The following is a 17,154-nucleotide window of genomic DNA, read 5'->3' on the forward strand; positions in this document are numbered from 1 at the left end:
GACATGCAAGGTCGTGAGATGGTGTGCTGAGCAACTGGCCAGCCATCTCGCGATCGCGCCTCTCGCCAAGCGGCGTGTCGCTGGGCTTGAACCGTTTTCTTTCATGCAATCAAAAACGGAGACAGCTCGATGAACCATCCCGCATTCAACAGCCAGATTGCGGCCAACGACAACGACGTGCCCGCTACGTCCGACACGCCCGTCAATGCGCCGGCCTGGGTCAAACACCGAAAACTGATCGACTGGGTGCAGCGCGTCGCCGCGCTGACGAAGCCCGATCGCATCGTCTGGTGCGATGGCTCGCAGGAGGAAAACGACCGCCTGTGCCAACAGATGGTCGACGCCGGAACGCTGAAACGCCTCAACCCCGCGAAACGCCCCAACTCCTATCTCGCCTGCTCGGCGCCTTCCGATGTCGCGCGGGTCGAGGACCGCACCTTCATCTGCTCCGAGCGTCGCGAAAACGCCGGCCCCACCAACAACTGGATGGAGCCGGCCGAAATGCGCGCGACACTCGACGGCCTCTTCGAAGGCTCGATGCGCGGCCGCACGATGTACGTCGTGCCGTTTTCGATGGGCCCGCTCGGCTCGCCGATCGCGCATATCGGCGTCGAACTGAGCGATAGCCCGTACGTGGTCGTCAACATGCGGATCATGACGCGCATGGGCCGCAAGGTGTACGACGTGCTCGGTGAAGACGGCGAATTCGTGCCGTGCGTCCACTCCGTCGGCGCGCCGCTTGCCGCGGGCGAGCAGGACGTGCCGTGGCCGTGCAACGACACGAAGTACATCGTGCATTTCCCTGAAGCGCGCGCGATCTGGAGCTACGGTTCCGGCTACGGCGGCAACGCGCTGCTCGGCAAGAAGTGCTTCGCGCTGCGCATCGCATCGACGATGGGCCGCGACGAAGGCTGGCTCGCCGAGCACATGCTGATTCTCGGCGTGACGTCGCCGGAAGGGCGCAAGCACCACGTCGCTGCGGCGTTCCCGTCGGCGTGCGGCAAGACCAACTTCGCGATGCTGATTCCGCCGGAGTCGCTCAACGGCTGGAAGATTTCGACGATCGGCGACGACATCGCGTGGATCAAGCCGGGCAAGGACGGCCGTCTCTACGCGATCAATCCGGAGGCGGGCTACTTCGGCGTCGCGCCCGGCACGAGCGAAAAGACCAACTCCAACGCGATGGCCACGCTGAAGGAAAACGTGCTCTTCACCAATGTCGCGCTGACCGATGACGGCGACGTCTGGTGGGAAGGCATGACCGACGAGGCGCCCGCGCACCTGATCGACTGGCAGGGGCAGGACTGGACGCCGGAGATCGCGAAGGAGAGCGGCCGCAAGGCCGCGCACCCGAACGCGCGCTTCACGGCGCCGGCGTCGCAATGTCCTTCGATCGACGCGGACTGGGAGAACCCGGCCGGCGTGCCGATCGACGCGTTCATCTTCGGCGGCCGGCGCTCGACCACGGTGCCGCTCGTCACCGAGGCGCGCAACTGGACCGAGGGCGTGTACATGGCCGCGACGATGGGCTCGGAGACCACCGCCGCCGCGGCCGGCAAGCAGGGCGTGGTGCGCCGCGATCCGTTCGCGATGCTGCCGTTCTGCGGCTACAACATGAGCGACTACTTCCAGCACTGGCTGAAGGTCGGCGCGCGGCTCGGCGACCTGCAGGCGCGCGTGCCGAAGATCTTCTGCGTGAACTGGTTCCGCAAGGACGCGCAGGGCCGTTTCGTGTGGCCGGGCTTTGGCGAGAACATGCGCGTGCTGTGCTGGATGGTGGGCCGCATCGAAGGCACGGCGGGCGGCGAGCAGCACGCGTTCGGCCTGTCGCCGCGGTACGAGGACCTCGACTGGACCGGTCTCACCTTCACCCGCGCGCAGTTCGCGGACGTGATCTCCGTCGACGAAGCGGCGTGGCGCGAAGAGCTGTCCCTGCACGGTCAGCTGTTTGACACGTTGCAGCAGGGCTTGCCGCAGGCGCTGCACGACACCCGCGACCAGCTGACGGGACGCCTCGCCGCATAGCAAGTAAGCGCTCGCATGCGACAAAAGGCCGCCTCCGGGCGGCTTTTCTTTTTGTTTCGTATTACCGATTGTTAGTCCGGCACTGTAATCGGCGAGGAAAGAACCGGGCGGAATTCGCGGATTCTGTTGGCAGATCCACGCTAATTTGATTGCAGTGCAGCATATTGTTGCGATGCGCGGAACAATTAGAAAGGGACTGACTCGCTATCGCATATAGGCGCATGAATTTCGATGAAATTCGCGTCTTCTTAGGCAACTTCTGCACGTTTTCCGTTGTCGTAGGAGAATTCTGAAATTCGCTCCGACGTTTGAAACCGGAGCTGCAACACGGCAGGAGTTGTCCATGGATCATTTGCAGTCGATGCGCGTGTTCGTCAGGGTGGCGGACCTCGGCAGTTTTGCTCGCGCAGCCAGCGCGATGGATATTTCGAACGCGGTCGCGACCCGTCACGTCGCCGACCTCGAGGGCCGGCTCGGCACGCGGCTGCTCAATCGCACGACCCGCAGTCTCTCGCTGACCGAATCCGGTCAGGTGTATCTCGAACGCGCCCGCCAGATTCTCGATGAGCTCGAAGACGTTGAGCAGATGGTGGTGGCGCGCAATCACGAGCCGGTCGGCACGCTGCGCATCGTCGCGCCGGTGGTGTTCGGCCTGCACAATCTCGCGCCGGTGCTCCAGACCTATGCGGAGCGCTATCCGAAGGTGATTCCGGACGTGACGCTGGTCGACCGTCAGGTGGATCTCGTCGAGGAAGGTTTCGACGTCGGCGTGGTGATCGCGCGCCAGATGCGTAGCGCGAGCATCGTGACGCGGCGCCTCACGACGGGCTGCATGACGGTGTGCGCGACACCCGCATATCTCGAGAAGCACGGCACGCCGACGCGTCCGGAGCAGCTGCTCGAGCATCCGTGCCTGAGCCTGCCGTCGGAGTACTGGGGCGACGAGCGCGTTTTCACCGGGCCGGAAGGCGAGGTGCGCGTGCGGCCGTCGAACGTGATCGTCGCGAACAATACCGAGATGCTGCGTCAGTTCGCGCTGCTCGGCATGGGTGTCGCCATCCTGCCGAGCTATCTGATCGGCCGCGACATGACGCGTGGTCGCCTCGTGCGCCTGCTCGGCGACTACCGGCTGCCACAGGTCGAGATCAACATCGCGTACCCGAGCCGCCGGCATCTGCCGGCGAAGGTGCGCACGTTCATCGATCACCTTGTCGAGCACTTCAGCCAGACGCCGAACAGCCAGCTCGGCGAGCAATGGGTGAAGGACAGTCCGCAGCCGCGCGCGGCGCACGCGGTCGCACGCGAGGCGGCGACGTTCGCACCTGAGGCGTTCGATGGCGCCGAGCCGCTGTCGAGCCTGCTGGATGCCGAGCGTTCGCCGAGTGTGCCGGCGAAGACGGGCCAGCGGCCTTCGCGGGCGTCCGCGTTGTCGCCGTTGTGATGAGTTGATTGCGAGTCGTAGCGCGGCTGGTTAGCGCCGGCCGCGGAAACGAAAAAACCCCACGCCTGCAAAAGCGTGGGGTTTTTTCCCGGCGGCTCGTCGTAGCCCTTTGCAGCCTTGAGGCGAAGGCGCGATCAGCCGATCACGAACCCGTCTTGCGCGCCGCCGTTTTCTTCGCCGGCGCCTTCTTTGCAGCAGCTGTCTTCGCCGCAGCGGTCTTCTTCGCGGCCGCGGCGGTCGTCTTCGTGGTCCGTGTTGCGACGGCCGTGTCGCCGTCACCTTCGGCTTCCGTCGCGGCCGCTGCCGCGACCTTCGCTGCAGCAGTCTTCGCGGCGGTCTTCGCCGATGCCTTCGACGGATCCTTCTTCTCGAACTCGAAGCCGATCTTGCCGTCGCTCTGCTTGACGAGGAACGCCTTGAAGTTGCGGCCCGTGCGCGACGACTTGAAGTTCGTCAGCAGGTCGGTGCGACCTTCCGACAGCAGCTTCGCCATCTGGTCGCGCGTGATCTCCTGCTGCAGGATCACCTTGCCCGAGCGGAAGTCGCAGGTCTTCGGATTCGCGACCGAGTTCTCGCAGACGTAGCTCATGCCGTGCTCGAACACGCTGCCCTTGCACTTCGGGCATGCGCCGACCGGCTCCTGCGACGAGAAGTCGGGCGCCTCGCCGTCTTCGCCGCCCTGGTCCTGGCCGAAGTCGAACTCGAGCTTGTAGTTCTTCGTTTCGTCGTCGAACGACAGCTTGAGGATCGCCGAGAACGGCCGGCCCATCTTGCTGCGGAAACCCGACAGCGGACCGATCTCCTTCTTCTGCAGCAGTTCTTCGACTTCCTCGATCTCGAACTGCCGGCCGCCCGGAATCTTCGAAATCGAGAACTCGCATTTCGTGCAGGCGAAACGGCGATAGTTCTCCTTCACCTGGCCGCCGCAGTTCGGACACGGCGTTTCCAGCGTCGCGTAGTCACCGGGGATGGTGTCGGAGTCGTACTCCTTCGCGCGCTTCACGATGGTCTGCGTCATGCGGGCGATTTCCTGCATGAACGCGTCGCGAGGCAGATTGCCGCGCTCCATCTGCGACAGCTTGTGCTCCCATTCGCCGGTGAGCTCCGGCGCCGTCAGTTCCTCGACGCCGAGGCCGCGCAGCAGCGTCATCAGCTGGAACGCTTTCGCGGTCGGGATCAGTTCGCGGCCTTCCCGCACCAGATACTTTTCGCCGAGCAGACCTTCGATGATCGCCGCGCGCGTGGCCGGCGTGCCGAGGCCCTTCGCGGCCATCGCTTCGCGCAGTTCGTCGTCTTCGACGAGCTTGCCCGCGCCTTCCATCGCCGACAGCAGCGTCGCTTCGTTATAGCGCGCGGGCGGCTTCGTGACGAGTTGATGCGCGGCGATCTTGTCGGTTTCGACCTTCTCGTTCTTCTGCACCGGCACGAGGTTCGCGTCCTCGCCGCCCGCGTCCTTGCCGTAGACCTGCAGCCAGCCCGGCTCGACCAGCACCTTGCCTTCGGTCTTGAAGTGATGGCCGGCGACTTCGGTGATGCGCGTCGTCACGCGATATTCGGCCGCCGGGAAGAACACCGCGAGGAAGCGCTTCACGACGAGGTCGTACAGCTTCTGCTCCGGCTCCGACAGCGACTTCGGCGCCTGCAGCGTCGGGATGATCGCGAAGTGGTCGCTGATCTTCGAGTTGTCGAAGATGCGCTTGTTCGGCTTCACCCAGCCCTTGTCGAGCACCTGCTTCGCGTGCGGCAGGTAGTTGTTGCTCTCCTTCAGCATCGCCAGCGTGTCTTTCACGGTGGCGATGTAGTCTTCCGGCAGCGCACGCGCGTCGGTACGCGGATAGGTCAGCACCTTGTGCTTTTCGTACAGCGCCTGCGCGAGGCCGAGCGTGTTCTTCGCCGAAAAGCCGAAGCGCCCGTTGGCTTCGCGCTGCAGGCTCGTCAGGTCGAAGAGCAGCGGCGACATCTGCGTGGACGGCTTCGACTCTTCGGTGACCGTGCCTTCCTGGCCGCGGCATGCCGCGACGATAGTCTCGGCAGCGGGGAGGGCCCACAGACGCGAGTCGCGCTTCTCCGGATCGAATTCGTCGCGCTTGAACTTCGGGTCGTACCAGCGGCCTTCGTAGAAGCCCGCCGCGCAGACGAATTCCGCGCGCACTTCCCAGTAGTCGCGCGGCACGAAGCGGCGGATTTTCTCTTCACGTTCGACGACGATCGACAGCGTTGGCGTCTGAACGCGGCCAACGGTAGTCAGGAAGAAGCCGCCGCCCTTGCTGTTGAACGCGGTCATCGCGCGCGTGCCGTTGATGCCGACGAGCCAGTCCGCTTCCGAGCGGCAGCGGGCCGCATCGGCGAGCGGCTGCATGTCATCGTCGCTGCGCAGGTTCGCGAAGCCGTCGCGGATCGCGGCGGGCGTCATCGACTGCAGCCACAGGCGCTGCACGGGCTGCTTCGCCTTCGCGTGCTGCGCGATCAGGCGGAAAATCAGCTCGCCCTCGCGCCCCGCGTCGCAGGCGTTGATCAGGCGCTCGACGTCCTTGCGCTTGATGAGTTTGTTGAGAACCTTCAACCGCGACTCGCTTTTCGCGATCGGGTTCAGGTCGAAGTGAGGCGGAATTACGGGCAGATGGGTGAAGCTCCATTTGCCGCGCTTGACGTCGTATTCCTCGGGTGCGGCGATCTCCAGCAGGTGACCGACCGCCGACGACAGCACGTAGTCGTCGCTCTCGTAATACTCGTCATGCTTCGTAAAACCGCCCAGCGCGCGCGCGATGTCATTCGCGACGGATGGCTTCTCGGCGATGATCAGTGCTTTGGACATGACTCGGTGTAAGTGGGTAGTACGGCTCGTTGGCCCTGTAACGACCGCTTTATAGCACACGCCGATCCCGGCGCGATTTTGTGTGCCGCAAAATGCGCCCCATCATAGGGCGCGACCCCGCGCCCGGCAAGCGTGGAAAGGCTGCATCTCGTGGGCGACGGCGCGGATCTTACGGCCTTCTTTCCGCTTCCCAACGGTGAGCAGCAACGGTCTGGGCCGCGCGACGGGCGTTCGCGGCAGGGCGTCAAACGGCGGCGAGCGCGGGCCGCAGCAGTTTCGGTGCGCCGGTCACACCCGGCAGCGCGGTGAGGTCGTGCAACATCCGTTCGACGATGCTCACCTGCGGCAGCACGGTACCGAAAAAACGCGTGGTGTTGCTGTCCTCGATCAGAATGGTCGGGAAATTTTCCACATCCAGATCGTCGAGCCGGTCGGCATGCGCTTCGATGTCGATGTAGGCGAAGCAGATGTCGGGATGCCGGTCCGCCAGCGCATCGAACGCTGCCTTGTACTCGCGACAGGTACCGCACCATTCCGCACACAGACACGCGACGAACAGCGTGTCGGGGTCGGCGACGCGCTCGGCGATCCGGTCCGCTTCGGTGTCGAGGTTCAGCGCGGGCATGGTGATTCCTTGCTTGTTTTCATCGTGACTGGCGATTCGAAAATGTAGCACGCCGCCCGGCTAACGGCTGCGGGCCCGCATGAACCAGCCGCCCGGCAGCACCGCCACCCGGCCGGTCAGTTCCAGGCCGAGCAGCGTGCCTTGCAGCAGCGTGTCGGTCATGTCGGTGCGACTGGCCAGCATTTCAAGCGTGGCCGGTGCGTAGCTGGGCGCATCGGGGACCTTGCGCTCGGGCCCGGACGGTGGGCGCTCGAGCGCGCTGACCGTAGGCGAGGCCGGGGAGGGCGCGGCGCCCGGCGGCGGCAGTGCCGGGTCAAGCGGAGGCGCTTCGGACTCGGGCCACGGTCGTGGCGTCAGCGCCAGCTCCAGCCACGCCCAGCTCCTCCAGCACCTCCTCCGGCGTTTCAACAAGCCGCGCATGCTGCTTGATCATCCGATGACACCCACGCGACAGCGGCGAGTGAATCGACCCCGGAATCGCGAACACGTCGCGGCCCATCTCGTTCGCGAGCCGCGCGGTGATCAGCGAACCGGAGCGCATCGCCGCCTCGGCGATCAGCACGCTGCCCGAGAGGCCCGCGATCAGCCGGTTGCGCTGCGGGAAATGCGCCGGTCGCGCGGGCGTGCCGAGCGGCCACCCTGAGGCGATCGCGCCGACGGAACCGATGCGGCCGGCGAGCTGCTGGTGCGCCGCCGGGTACACGAGGTCCGCGCCCGTCCCGGTCACGGCAATCGTGCCGCCGCGGCCATCGAGTGCGCCAAGATGCCAGGATGCGCGGCCGCATCGATGCCGAGCGCGAGTCCCGACACCACTGCGAGCCACGCGTTCGACAGCACGCGCGCGAAGTGGCGCGCGTCGTCGATGCCCTGCGGCGTCGCATTCCGGCTGCCGGCGATCGCGACCGTCTTCACGTGCAGCAGCGCAAGCCGGCCCATCACATATAACAGCGGCGGCGGGTCCGGCATGGTCAGCAGCATCGGCGGATACGCGGGGTCGTCGAGCGTGACCACGTGATTGCCCGGCAGCGCTCGCCATGCGAGCACCCGCGCGACGTAGTCGGGCAAGCCAGGCTCGGGCGGCGCGAGTACCGCGCGGGCCGTGGCTGGATCGGTGGCGTAGGCAAGTTCCGCGAACGGCTGCGCGAGCAGCGCGCCCGGCAGGCCGAAGCGCGCCAGCAGCACGCGCAGCGCTGCGGGCTTCAGCCCGCTCGCGAGCGAAAGCCGCAGCTATGCGCCCAGTTCGGTGTCGGTCATCGGCAGGGTGGTCATCCGAACCTCCAGGAGGCACCAGAACGCAAGGCCGGCGGGCTTGGGCGGGCCATGCTAAAATTTTCATCATCCGAAATAAACCGCCGCGCCGCGCGCACCTTGCGCCGCGTCGCCGCATGAGTCGAATCCGGTCCGCGTTGGAGCAGCACGCACCGGACGCGTTGATTCGGGCCGCGTCACCCTCATATGTTTGAGGAATCGAGGCCCGCGTCCAACCTGGCCAAACGGGTAACGCGTGGCCAATCCCGCGCGATCGACGAAGCGCGACGAGGGCGACGGGCGCCCGCAAGCAGGTACCGTTGCGGCGGTCACCACGAATCGAGACCATGGCTTTACTGAACATCCTCCACTATCCCGACAAGCGGCTGCACAAGGTCGCGAAACCGGTCGAGAAGGTCGACGAGCGCATCCGCAGGCTCGTCGCCGACATGGCCGAGACCATGTACGCGGCGCCGGGCGTCGGCCTCGCCGCGACCCAGGTCGACGTGCACGAGCGCGTGATCGTGATCGACGTGTCCGAAACCCACGAGCAGCTGCTGACCTTCATCAACCCGGAAATCGTCTGGGCGAGCGAGACGAAGAAGCTCAACGAGGAAGGCTGTCTGTCGGTGCCGGGCATCTACGACAACGTTGAGCGCGCCGAGCAGGTGAAGGTTCGCGCGCTGAACGCGAAAGGCGAAACCTTCGAGATCGACTGCGAAGGGCTGCTCGCCGTGTGCATCCAGCACGAGATGGATCACCTGCTCGGTCACGTGTTCGTCGAATACCTGTCGCCGCTGAAGCAGACGCGCATCAAGACCCGGATGAAGAAGCTCGCGCACGCGATGTGACGGGTCGCGCGCCGCTCGCCGCCGTTTGTCGTCGATCGATTTCTTTTTGCATCACGCTGTCCGCTCATGAGCCATTCGTTGCGCGTCGTCTTCGCCGGTACGCCGGAATTTGCTGCCGCGGCGCTCGCCGCGATCCATGCTGCCGGCTTCCCTGTGCCGCTCGTGCTGACCCAGCCGGACCGTCCGGCCGGACGTGGCATGAAGCTGCAGGCGAGCCCCGTCAAACGCTTCGCGCTCGAGCAGGGGCTGCCGGTCGCGCAGCCGCCGTCGCTGCGCCGTAATGGCAAGTACCCGGAAGAAGCCACGGGGGCCATCGACCTGCTGCGCAACACGCCGCACGACGTGATGGTCGTCGCGGCATATGGGCTGCTGTTGCCGCAGGAAGTGCTCGACATCGCACCGCATGGCTGCATCAACATCCACGCGTCGCTGCTGCCACGCTGGCGCGGCGCCGCGCCGATCCATCGTGCGATCGAGGCGGGCGACACCGAAAGCGGTATCACGCTGATGCAGATGGACGCCGGTCTCGACACCGGGCCGATGATCTCGGTCGCGCGCACGCCGATCGCGCTGGACGATACCACCGCGACGCTGCACGACAAGCTCGCGGATGCGGGCGCGCGTCTCGTCGTCGAAGGGCTTGTGGAGCTGGAGCGGAGCGGTCGCCTGTCTTCCACGCCGCAACCCGCGGACGGCGCGACCTACGCCGACAAGATCGGCAAGCAGGAGGCCGCGCTCGACTGGAGCAGGCCCGCGGCGGTGCTCGCGCGCCAGGTGCGCGCGTTCGACCCGTTCCCGGGCGGCGTCGCTACGCTGGATGGCGTCGCGCTGAAGATCTGGTCCGCGGATGCAATCGATGCAAGCCGCGCTGCCGCAGCGCCGGGCACGATCGTCGACATTTCGGCCGAAGGCGTGGTGATTGCCTGCGGCGAAGGCGCATTGCGCGCAACGCAACTGCAGAAGCCCGGCGGCAAACGCCTGCCCGCGCGCGAGTTTCTTGCGGGCTCGTCGCTCACGGTGGGGCAGAAGTTCGATTAAAAGCGGGCCGTTCACAGGCCGCCATTAGCCATCCGGCCACGTCGCCCGTGTCATGAGGCGCGCGTTAAAATGCGCTGTGCCTCAACGCTGTGCCCCAGGTTTCGCAAGAGGTCGCTCATGTTCGGTATCACCCACTTCGCGCTGTTTGCCGCCGCAGTCTTTCTCCTCAATCTCACGCCGGGGCCCGATACGGCCTATATCGTCGGTCGTAGCGTTGCGCAGGGGCGCGGTGCGGGCCTGATGTCGGCGCTCGGTATCTCGGCGGGTTGCTGCGTGCATTCGCTCGCGTGCGCGTTCGGGCTGACGGCGCTGCTGGCGGCATCTGCCACCGCGTTCACCGTGATCAAGATCGTCGGCGCGGTGTACCTGATCTATCTCGGCATCAAGCTGATTCTCGCGAAGCCCACCGTCGAAGCCGACGACCCGAAGCCTGTGCACGCGCCGGCACCGGCCGCTGCAGGCGCTGTGCCGCGTTCGCTGCGCCAGTTGTTCATGCAGGGCTTCTGGACCAATGTGCTGAATCCGAAGGTGGTGCTGTTCTTCGTGTCGTTCTTCCCGCAGTTCGTGTCGGCGGGCAGCGACCACAAGTCGATGGCGTTCCTCACGCTCGGCGTGGTGTTCGTCGCGATGAGCACGGTGTGGAACAGCTTTGTCGCGTGGGTGGCGGGCAGCGTGTCGCGGCGCTTCGCCGGCAGGCCGGGCGTGAAGAAGTGGCTCGACCGCACGGTGGGCAGCGCGTTTGTCGGTCTCGGTGTGAAGCTCGCCACTGCATCACGGTGATTGAATTTTTGCCGGCAACCCTTATCTAACGATCAGCTTACAGTCGACCGCCCTGTTCTGGCGGGCAAGATAGGGACACGTTCCGGCAAAGGAGGCCGCACATGTTCAACTGGGTCAAAACCGCGATGCTGATGGCCGGCATCACGGCGCTGTTTATCGTGATCGGCGGCGTGGTGGGCGGCTCGCGCGGCATGATGCTGGCGTTCCTCATCGCGCTCGCGATGAATTTCTTCTCGTACTGGTTCTCGGACAAGATGGTGCTGCGCATGTACAACGCGCAGGAAGTCGACGAGAACACGGCGCCGCAGTTCTACCGGATGGTGCGCGATCTCGCCACGCGCGCCGAACTGCCGATGCCGCGCGTCTACCTGATCAACGAAGACGCGCCGAACGCGTTCGCCACTGGTCGCAATCCGGAGCACGCGGCGGTCGCGGCCACCACGGGCATTCTGCGCGTGCTGTCCGAACGCGAAATGCGCGGCGTGATGGCGCACGAACTCGCGCACGTGAAGCACCGCGACATTCTCATCTCGACCGTCTCGGCTACGATGGCCGGCGCGATCTCGGCGCTCGCGAACTTCGCGATGTTCTTCGGCGGTCGCGATGAAGAAGGCCGTCCTTCCAACCCTGTCGCGAGCATTGCAGTCGCGCTGCTCGCGCCGATCGCCGGTGCGCTGATCCAGATGGCCATCTCACGCGCGCGTGAATTCGAAGCGGACCGCGGCGGCGCGCAGATCTCGGGCGATCCGCAGGCGCTCGCGTCGGCGCTCGACAAGATCCATCGCTACGCGAACGGCATCCCGTTCCCCACCGCCGAAGCGCACCCCGCCACCGCGCAGATGATGATCATGAACCCGCTGTCGGGCGGGGGCATCGCGAACCTGTTCTCGACTCACCCCGCCACCGAAGAGCGGATCGCGCGTCTGATGGAGATGGCCCGCACCGGCCGCTTCGACTGACGCGGATAACCGCCGTCACGCGCGGCACGCAGCCGCGCGGCAGCCAGGCCAGCAGGGCGAATCCTCACCTCGGGATTCGCCCTTTTTTGTTGTCCGCTGGCGCGCCTTGCCTGTGGGCCGAGCCAGAGCGCGCCAGCCTGTCACGCTACAATAGGCGTTTGTGCCGGACGTCCTGTCCGGTCCGCTCGACCCCTCGTCCATGAATCGAAAGCCTCCGTCGCAGGCCGTCTCACACGCATCGCGTTCGCATGGTGGCCGGCTCTCTGCGCTGCATCTCGCACCGGATTCGCTGGGCTTCGCGCTCGACTGCGCCGCGCAGGCCGTCGGCGCGGTGCGCGCCGGCTCGGCGTTGCCGGCCGCGCTGCAGGCGTTGTTCGCACATCTGCCGCACGCGAGTACCGCGGCTACGCGCGGTGCCACGCAGGACATCGCGTACCGCACGATGCGCCGTCTCGCCACCGCGGACTGGCTGATCGCGCGGCTCGTGCGCAAGGCGCCGCCGCCGCACGTCGGCAACCTGCTGGCGTGCGCGTTCGCGCTCCTCGTCGATGACGCTGATGCAGCGGCCTATGCGCCGTTCACGGTCGTCGATCAGGCGGTCGATGCGATCGGCGCGCGCCGCGAGTTCGTGTTCGCGAAGGGCCTGGTCAATGCGGTGCTGCGCGGATTCCTGCGTGACCGCGAGAAAATGCTGACCGCGGTCTCCACCGACGAAGTCGCGTACTGGAGCTACCCAGCCTGGTGGATCGACGCGGTACGACGCGCGTGGCCGGATCGCTGGGAGCACGTGCTCGAAGCGGGCAACGCGCAGGCGCCGCTCACGCTGCGCGTGAACGCGCGCCGCACCAACGTCGACGACTACCTGCAGTTGCTCACATCGCATCAGATCGCTGCGACGCGCGCCGGCGACCATGCGGTGACGCTGGCGAATGCGCTGCCCGTCGATCGTATTCCGGGCTTTGCCGACGGCGTCGTGTCGGTGCAGGACGCGGGCGCGCAACTCGCCGCGCAGTGGCTCGGCGCGCGCGACGGCATGCGCGTGCTCGATGCGTGCGCGGCGCCCGGCGGCAAGACCGGCCACGTGCTGGAACTCGCCGATGTCGAGGTGGTTGCGCTGGAGAGCGACGCGTCGCGCGCGGTGCGCATCGGTGAGAATCTCGCGCGCCTGGGCCTCGCCGCGGACACGAAGATCGGCGATGCCGGCGATCCGTCCGCGTGGCACGACGGGCGGCTGTTCGATCGCATCCTGGCCGACGTACCGTGCTCGGCGTCGGGCATCGTGCGGCGTCATCCGGACATCCGCTGGCTGCGTCGCGAGAGCGACATCGCCGCGCTCGTCGACGCGCAGCGCCGTATCGTGTCGGCGCTCTGGCCGCTCGTGAAGCCGGGCGGCGAACTGCTCTACGTGACGTGCTCGATCTTCCCGGAAGAGTGCGAGGCGCAGGCGGCGTGGTTTGGAAAGCAACACCAGGATGCGGTACGATTGGACGCGCCCGGGCAACTCTTACCGACGGTCGCCCGCGCGCCCGCCGCCACGCCGGACGGTACCCGCGCTGGCAACCGTGACGGGCAGGGCACCGGTTCGAACCCAGACCACGACGGATTCTTCTACGCGCGCTTTCAGAAACGGTGACCATCAAACGCTTCTTTCCGCTTCGGCTCGTGGCCGTGCTCTGGGTTGCGCTGGCCGTCTGCCTGACCATGTCCGGGGCAGCGTACGCCGATGGAATCGCCGTGCAGCGCGCGTCACTGCAGGCAGACAGCAGCGGCTGGAGCCTCGACGCGCGGTTCGACTTCGATCTGAACAGCAGCCTCGAAGAGGCGGTCAACAAGGGCATTCCGCTCTACTTCACGACCGACTTCGAACTGACGCGCCCGCGCTGGTACTGGTTCGACGAACAGCCGGTCAGCATCTCGCAGAGCATCCGCATTTCGTTCCAGCCGCTCACACGCGAGTATCGTGTGTCGAGCGGCGGCCTGCAGCTCGGCTTCAGCACGCTGAGCGACGCGCTGTCGGTGATCAAGCATGTCACGTCGTGGCATGTGATCGATCGTAATCAGGTCAGCCCTGACGAAACCTATACCGCGTCCGTGCGTATGCAACTCGATACCGCGCTGATGCCGAAACCGTTCCAGATCGATGCGGTGAACAACCGCGACTGGAATCTGGGTTCCGACTGGAAGCGCTTCAACTTCACGGTGACCGAACGTGCTAAATAAAGTGCGCCGCGCCACCAGCCCAGGCAGCATCGTCGTCAGACTGATGGTGTCGACGGTCGCGCTGGTGGCCGTGCTGCTGCTCGTGCTGCTCGCGGCGGCCAGCGCGAATACCGAGTTCTTCGACCGCTACTACGGCTGGCTGTACGCCGCCAACGTCGCGGTGGCGCTCGTCTTCCTGCTGATCGTCGCGGCGCTGGTCGTGATCATCGTCACGCGCCTGCGCAAGGGTAAATTCGGTACGCGGCTGCTCGCGAAGCTCGCGTTCTTCTTCGCGCTCGTCGGCGTGGTGCCGGGCGGCATCATCTACGTCGTGTCGTACCAGTTCGTGTCGCGCAGCATCGAGTCGTGGTTCGACGTGAACGTCGAAACCGCGCTGACGTCCGGCCTCAATCTCGGCCGCGGCATGCTCGACGCGTCGCTGTCCGATCTGCAGACGAAGGCGCGCATGATGTCCGAGCAGCTGTCCACGGCGGATCAATCGGGCACGACGCTCACGCTGCTGCATCTGCGCGACCAGTTCGGCGTGCAGGACGCGACCATCATCGAACCGGTGCGTGCCATGTCGGGCGCGGCGCCGGACATGCACGTGGTCGCGCAGGCATCGAGCAACTTCGCGTCGCTGGTGCCGAACGATCTGCCCACGCCGCTGATGATCGACCAGGCGCGCGGCCGAGGCTATGCGGCGATCGAAGGCGAGGTGGATGGCGATCCGCACGCGAACGGCGACAAGGGCGCGCTGCGCTTTCGCGTGGTTCAGCGGATACCCGATGCGAACTCCACCGAACTGCAACCCGTCGAGCGGTTCCTGCAGCTCACGCAGCCGGTCTCGCCCACGCTCGCGCGCAATGCGGACGCCGTGCAGCGCGCGTATCGCGAGTATCAGGAGAAGGCGCTCGGGCGCACCGGTCTGCGCAAGATGTACATCGGCACGCTGACGCTCGCGCTCTTCCTCGCCACGTTCATCGCGATGATTCTCGCGCTCGCGCTTGGCAACCAGCTCGCGCGGCCGCTGTTCCTGCTCGCGCAGGGCACGAAGGAAGTGACCGAAGGCGACTACACGCCGAAGCGCGAAATCAAGTCGCGCGACGAACTGGGCTTCCTCACGCAGTCGTTCAACGCGATGACGCGGCAGCTGTCCGAAGCGCGCGCGGCGGTGGAAGCGAACCGCGTCGCGCTCGAGCACTCGAAATCGTATCTCGAGAGCATTCTCGCGAACCTCACCGCGGGGGTGTTCGTGTTCGACCGGCAGCTGCGTCTCACCACCGCGAACCGCGGCGCGGAGCGCATTTTCCGGCAGCCGTTCCAGTCGCTGCTGGGTTCGCCGATCGATCGCATCGCGGTGCTCGCGGACTTCAGCGTGATGGTGCGCAAGGCGTTCGCCGATCGCGAAGCAGCGGGCGGCCCGGACGACGGCGGTCACTGGCAGCAGCAGTTCTCGGTGCCGATCGCGGGCGAGGCGGATCCGCTTACGCTGCTCGTGCGCGGTACGCGGCTCGTGTCGACCACTGGCGTCGAGGACGTGCAGACGGCCGGCTACGTGGTCGTGTTCGACGACATCTCCGACGTGATCTCCGCGCAGCGTTCGGTCGCGTGGGGCGAAGTCGCGCGGCGGCTCGCGCACGAGATCAAGAATCCGCTGACGCCGATCCAGCTGTCGGCCGAGCGGCTGCAGATGAAGCTCGCCGACAAGCTTGCGCCGAACGATGCCGACGTGCTGAAACGCGGCGCGACGACGATCGTGAATCAGGTCGCGGCGATGAAGCAGATGGTCGACAACTTCCGCGACTATGCGCGCACGCCGCCCGCGGTGCTCGCGAACCTGCAGCTGAACGATCTGGTGAGCGAAGTGCTGACGCTGTACGGTGTCGGCGAAGGCAAGAGCGCGATCGCGGTGGAGCTGGCGGCGTTGCCGGTGATTCGCGGCGACGCGACGCAGTTGCGGCAGGTGGTTCACAACCTGCTACAGAACGCGCAGGACGCGGTGGCGGACGTAGCCGAGCCACGTGTAGTGCTCGAAACAAGGACAGTAGAATATGGCGACCCGGACGCGGACGGCAGGACGAACGTCGCCGTTCGTCTGACCGTCTCGGATAACGGGCCGGGATTCCCCGCGCGCATCCTGACGCGCGCGTTCGAACCTTACGTGACGACCAAGGCCAAAGGTACCGGGCTCGGTCTCGCGATGGTGAAGAAAATCGTCGACGAACACGGTGCGCGGATCGACATCCGCAACCGCATGCGTTCCGGTGACGTGATCGAAGGCGCACAGATTTCGATCCTGTTCCTGCAACTCGCCGAGAGCAGCGCGGCACCCGAAGCAGGGCCGCAGGCGGCGCATGGCAATGCGTCGCAGGGAACGACAAAAGCAACAGTGCAGACAAGGGCAGCGTAAATGGCAACCATCCTGGTGGTAGATGATGAAATGGGCATCCGGGAATTGCTCTCGGAGATCCTGAGCGACGAGGGACACGTCGTCGAAGTCGCGGAAAACGCGCAGGAAGCGCGCGATTTCCGGCTACGCGCTTCGCCCGATCTGGTGCTGCTCGACATCTGGATGCCGGACACCGATGGCGTCACGCTGCTCAAGGAATGGGCCGCGCAAGGCGCGCTGACGATGCCGGTCATCATGATGTCCGGGCACGCAACCATCGATACGGCCGTCGAGGCGACGAAGATCGGCGCGCTCAACTTCCTCGAGAAGCCGATCGCGCTGCAGAAGCTGCTGAAAGCGGTCGAGCAGGGTCTCGCGCGCGGCGGCGCGCCGGCGGCGTCCACGGGTGCAGCGTCGAAGCCGGCTGCATCGTCGGGCTCGTCGCCGGTGGCATCCGCGGCGGCGCTGCCGGTGATGTCGTCCGACGGGCTGAGCGTCGGCGCGCTGCAAGGGCAGACGGCGTCGATCTCGTTCGACATCCCGCTGCGCGATGCGCGCGATGCATTCGAGCGCGCGTACTTCGAGTATCACCTCGCGCGCGAGAACGGCAGCATGACGCGCGTCGCCGAGAAGACCGGGCTCGAACGCACGCACCTGTATCGCAAGCTCAAGCAGCTGGGCGTCGATCTCGGGAAGAACAAAAGCGAGTGACGCGCGCGGGCCGCAGAATTTTTCTTTCTCGAAGGACTTGAGGCGAGCGTTTCCGTTTGCTATACTCTTC

12 protein-coding genes and 1 pseudogene are annotated in these 17,154 nt (G+C 65.9%); 10 read left to right on the forward strand and 3 right to left on the reverse strand.

Annotated features, from left to right (window positions below; translation table 11 throughout):
* Positions 1–129: 129 nt before the first annotated feature.
* Positions 130–2,025, forward strand: a complete 1,896-nt coding sequence (locus DVS29_RS25325) for a phosphoenolpyruvate carboxykinase (GTP) (protein ID WP_118183268.1) — start codon at positions 130–132, stop codon at positions 2,023–2,025.
* Between the two features lie 343 nt (positions 2,026–2,368).
* Positions 2,369–3,466 carry a LysR family transcriptional regulator gene (locus DVS29_RS25330; RefSeq protein ID WP_118183269.1) on the forward strand — a complete coding sequence of 366 codons (1,098 nt, stop codon included), beginning with the start codon at positions 2,369–2,371 and terminating at the stop codon, positions 3,464–3,466.
* Positions 3,467–3,608: 142 nt separating this feature from the next.
* Here DVS29_RS25330 and DVS29_RS25335 read toward each other — a convergent pair whose 3' ends face one another.
* The 3 genes and pseudogenes from DVS29_RS25335 to dprA all read right to left on the reverse strand — a co-directional run bounded on the left by DVS29_RS25335 (position 3,609) and on the right by dprA (position 8,133).
* A complete protein-coding gene (locus tag DVS29_RS25335) occupies positions 3,609–6,281 on the reverse strand; it encodes a DNA topoisomerase III (RefSeq protein ID WP_118183270.1) in 2,673 nt (890 codons plus the stop codon).
* A gap of 244 nt (positions 6,282–6,525) precedes the next feature.
* Positions 6,526–6,906 carry a thioredoxin family protein gene (locus DVS29_RS25340; RefSeq protein WP_118183271.1) on the reverse strand — a complete coding sequence of 127 codons (381 nt, stop codon included), beginning with the start codon at positions 6,904–6,906 and terminating at the stop codon, positions 6,526–6,528.
* Between the two features lie 60 nt (positions 6,907–6,966).
* Positions 6,967–8,133, reverse strand: a pseudogene (gene dprA, locus DVS29_RS25345) (DNA-processing protein DprA).
* A gap of 368 nt (positions 8,134–8,501) precedes the next feature.
* Between dprA and def the strand changes: the two are divergent.
* From def to esaR, 8 genes are all read left to right on the forward strand, one after another.
* Entirely contained in the window at positions 8,502–9,005 is a 504-nt protein-coding gene (gene def, locus DVS29_RS25350) for a peptide deformylase (RefSeq protein ID WP_118183272.1), read from the forward strand.
* A gap of 66 nt (positions 9,006–9,071) precedes the next feature.
* The gene (gene fmt / locus DVS29_RS25355; RefSeq protein WP_118183273.1) at positions 9,072–10,043 is read left to right on the forward strand and encodes a methionyl-tRNA formyltransferase; all 972 of its coding nucleotides are present in this window, start codon (positions 9,072–9,074) and stop codon (positions 10,041–10,043) included.
* 117 nt (positions 10,044–10,160) lie between these two features.
* Positions 10,161–10,823 carry a LysE family translocator gene (locus DVS29_RS25360; RefSeq protein WP_118183274.1) on the forward strand — a complete coding sequence of 221 codons (663 nt, stop codon included), beginning with the start codon at positions 10,161–10,163 and terminating at the stop codon, positions 10,821–10,823.
* 101 nt (positions 10,824–10,924) lie between these two features.
* Positions 10,925–11,782 carry a zinc metalloprotease HtpX gene (gene htpX / locus DVS29_RS25365; protein WP_118183275.1) on the forward strand — a complete coding sequence of 286 codons (858 nt, stop codon included), beginning with the start codon at positions 10,925–10,927 and terminating at the stop codon, positions 11,780–11,782.
* A 199-nt stretch (positions 11,783–11,981) separates the two neighbouring features.
* Positions 11,982–13,415: a 16S rRNA (cytosine(967)-C(5))-methyltransferase RsmB gene (gene rsmB, locus DVS29_RS25370; protein ID WP_118183276.1), complete on the forward strand. Its 1,434-nt coding sequence runs from the start codon at positions 11,982–11,984 to the stop codon at positions 13,413–13,415.
* On the forward strand, positions 13,412–14,002 hold the full coding sequence (locus tag DVS29_RS25375; RefSeq protein ID WP_118183277.1) for a DUF4390 domain-containing protein: 591 nt from the start codon (positions 13,412–13,414) through the stop codon (positions 14,000–14,002). Before rsmB ends, DVS29_RS25375 begins: the two co-directional genes overlap by 4 nt.
* The gene (locus tag DVS29_RS25380; RefSeq protein WP_118183278.1) at positions 13,992–16,394 is read left to right on the forward strand and encodes a sensor histidine kinase; all 2,403 of its coding nucleotides are present in this window, start codon (positions 13,992–13,994) and stop codon (positions 16,392–16,394) included. The genes DVS29_RS25375 and DVS29_RS25380 overlap by 11 nt, the downstream gene beginning before the upstream one ends.
* Positions 16,395–17,084, forward strand: coding sequence for a response regulator transcription factor EsaR (gene esaR / locus DVS29_RS25385; RefSeq protein ID WP_118183279.1), 690 nt, complete (start codon positions 16,395–16,397; stop codon positions 17,082–17,084).
* Positions 17,085–17,154: the final 70 nt, after the last annotated feature.

The sequence above is a fragment of the Paraburkholderia phosphatilytica genome, assembly GCF_003443895.1.
GTDB classification, from domain to species: Bacteria; Pseudomonadota; Gammaproteobacteria; order Burkholderiales; family Burkholderiaceae; genus Paraburkholderia; species Paraburkholderia phosphatilytica.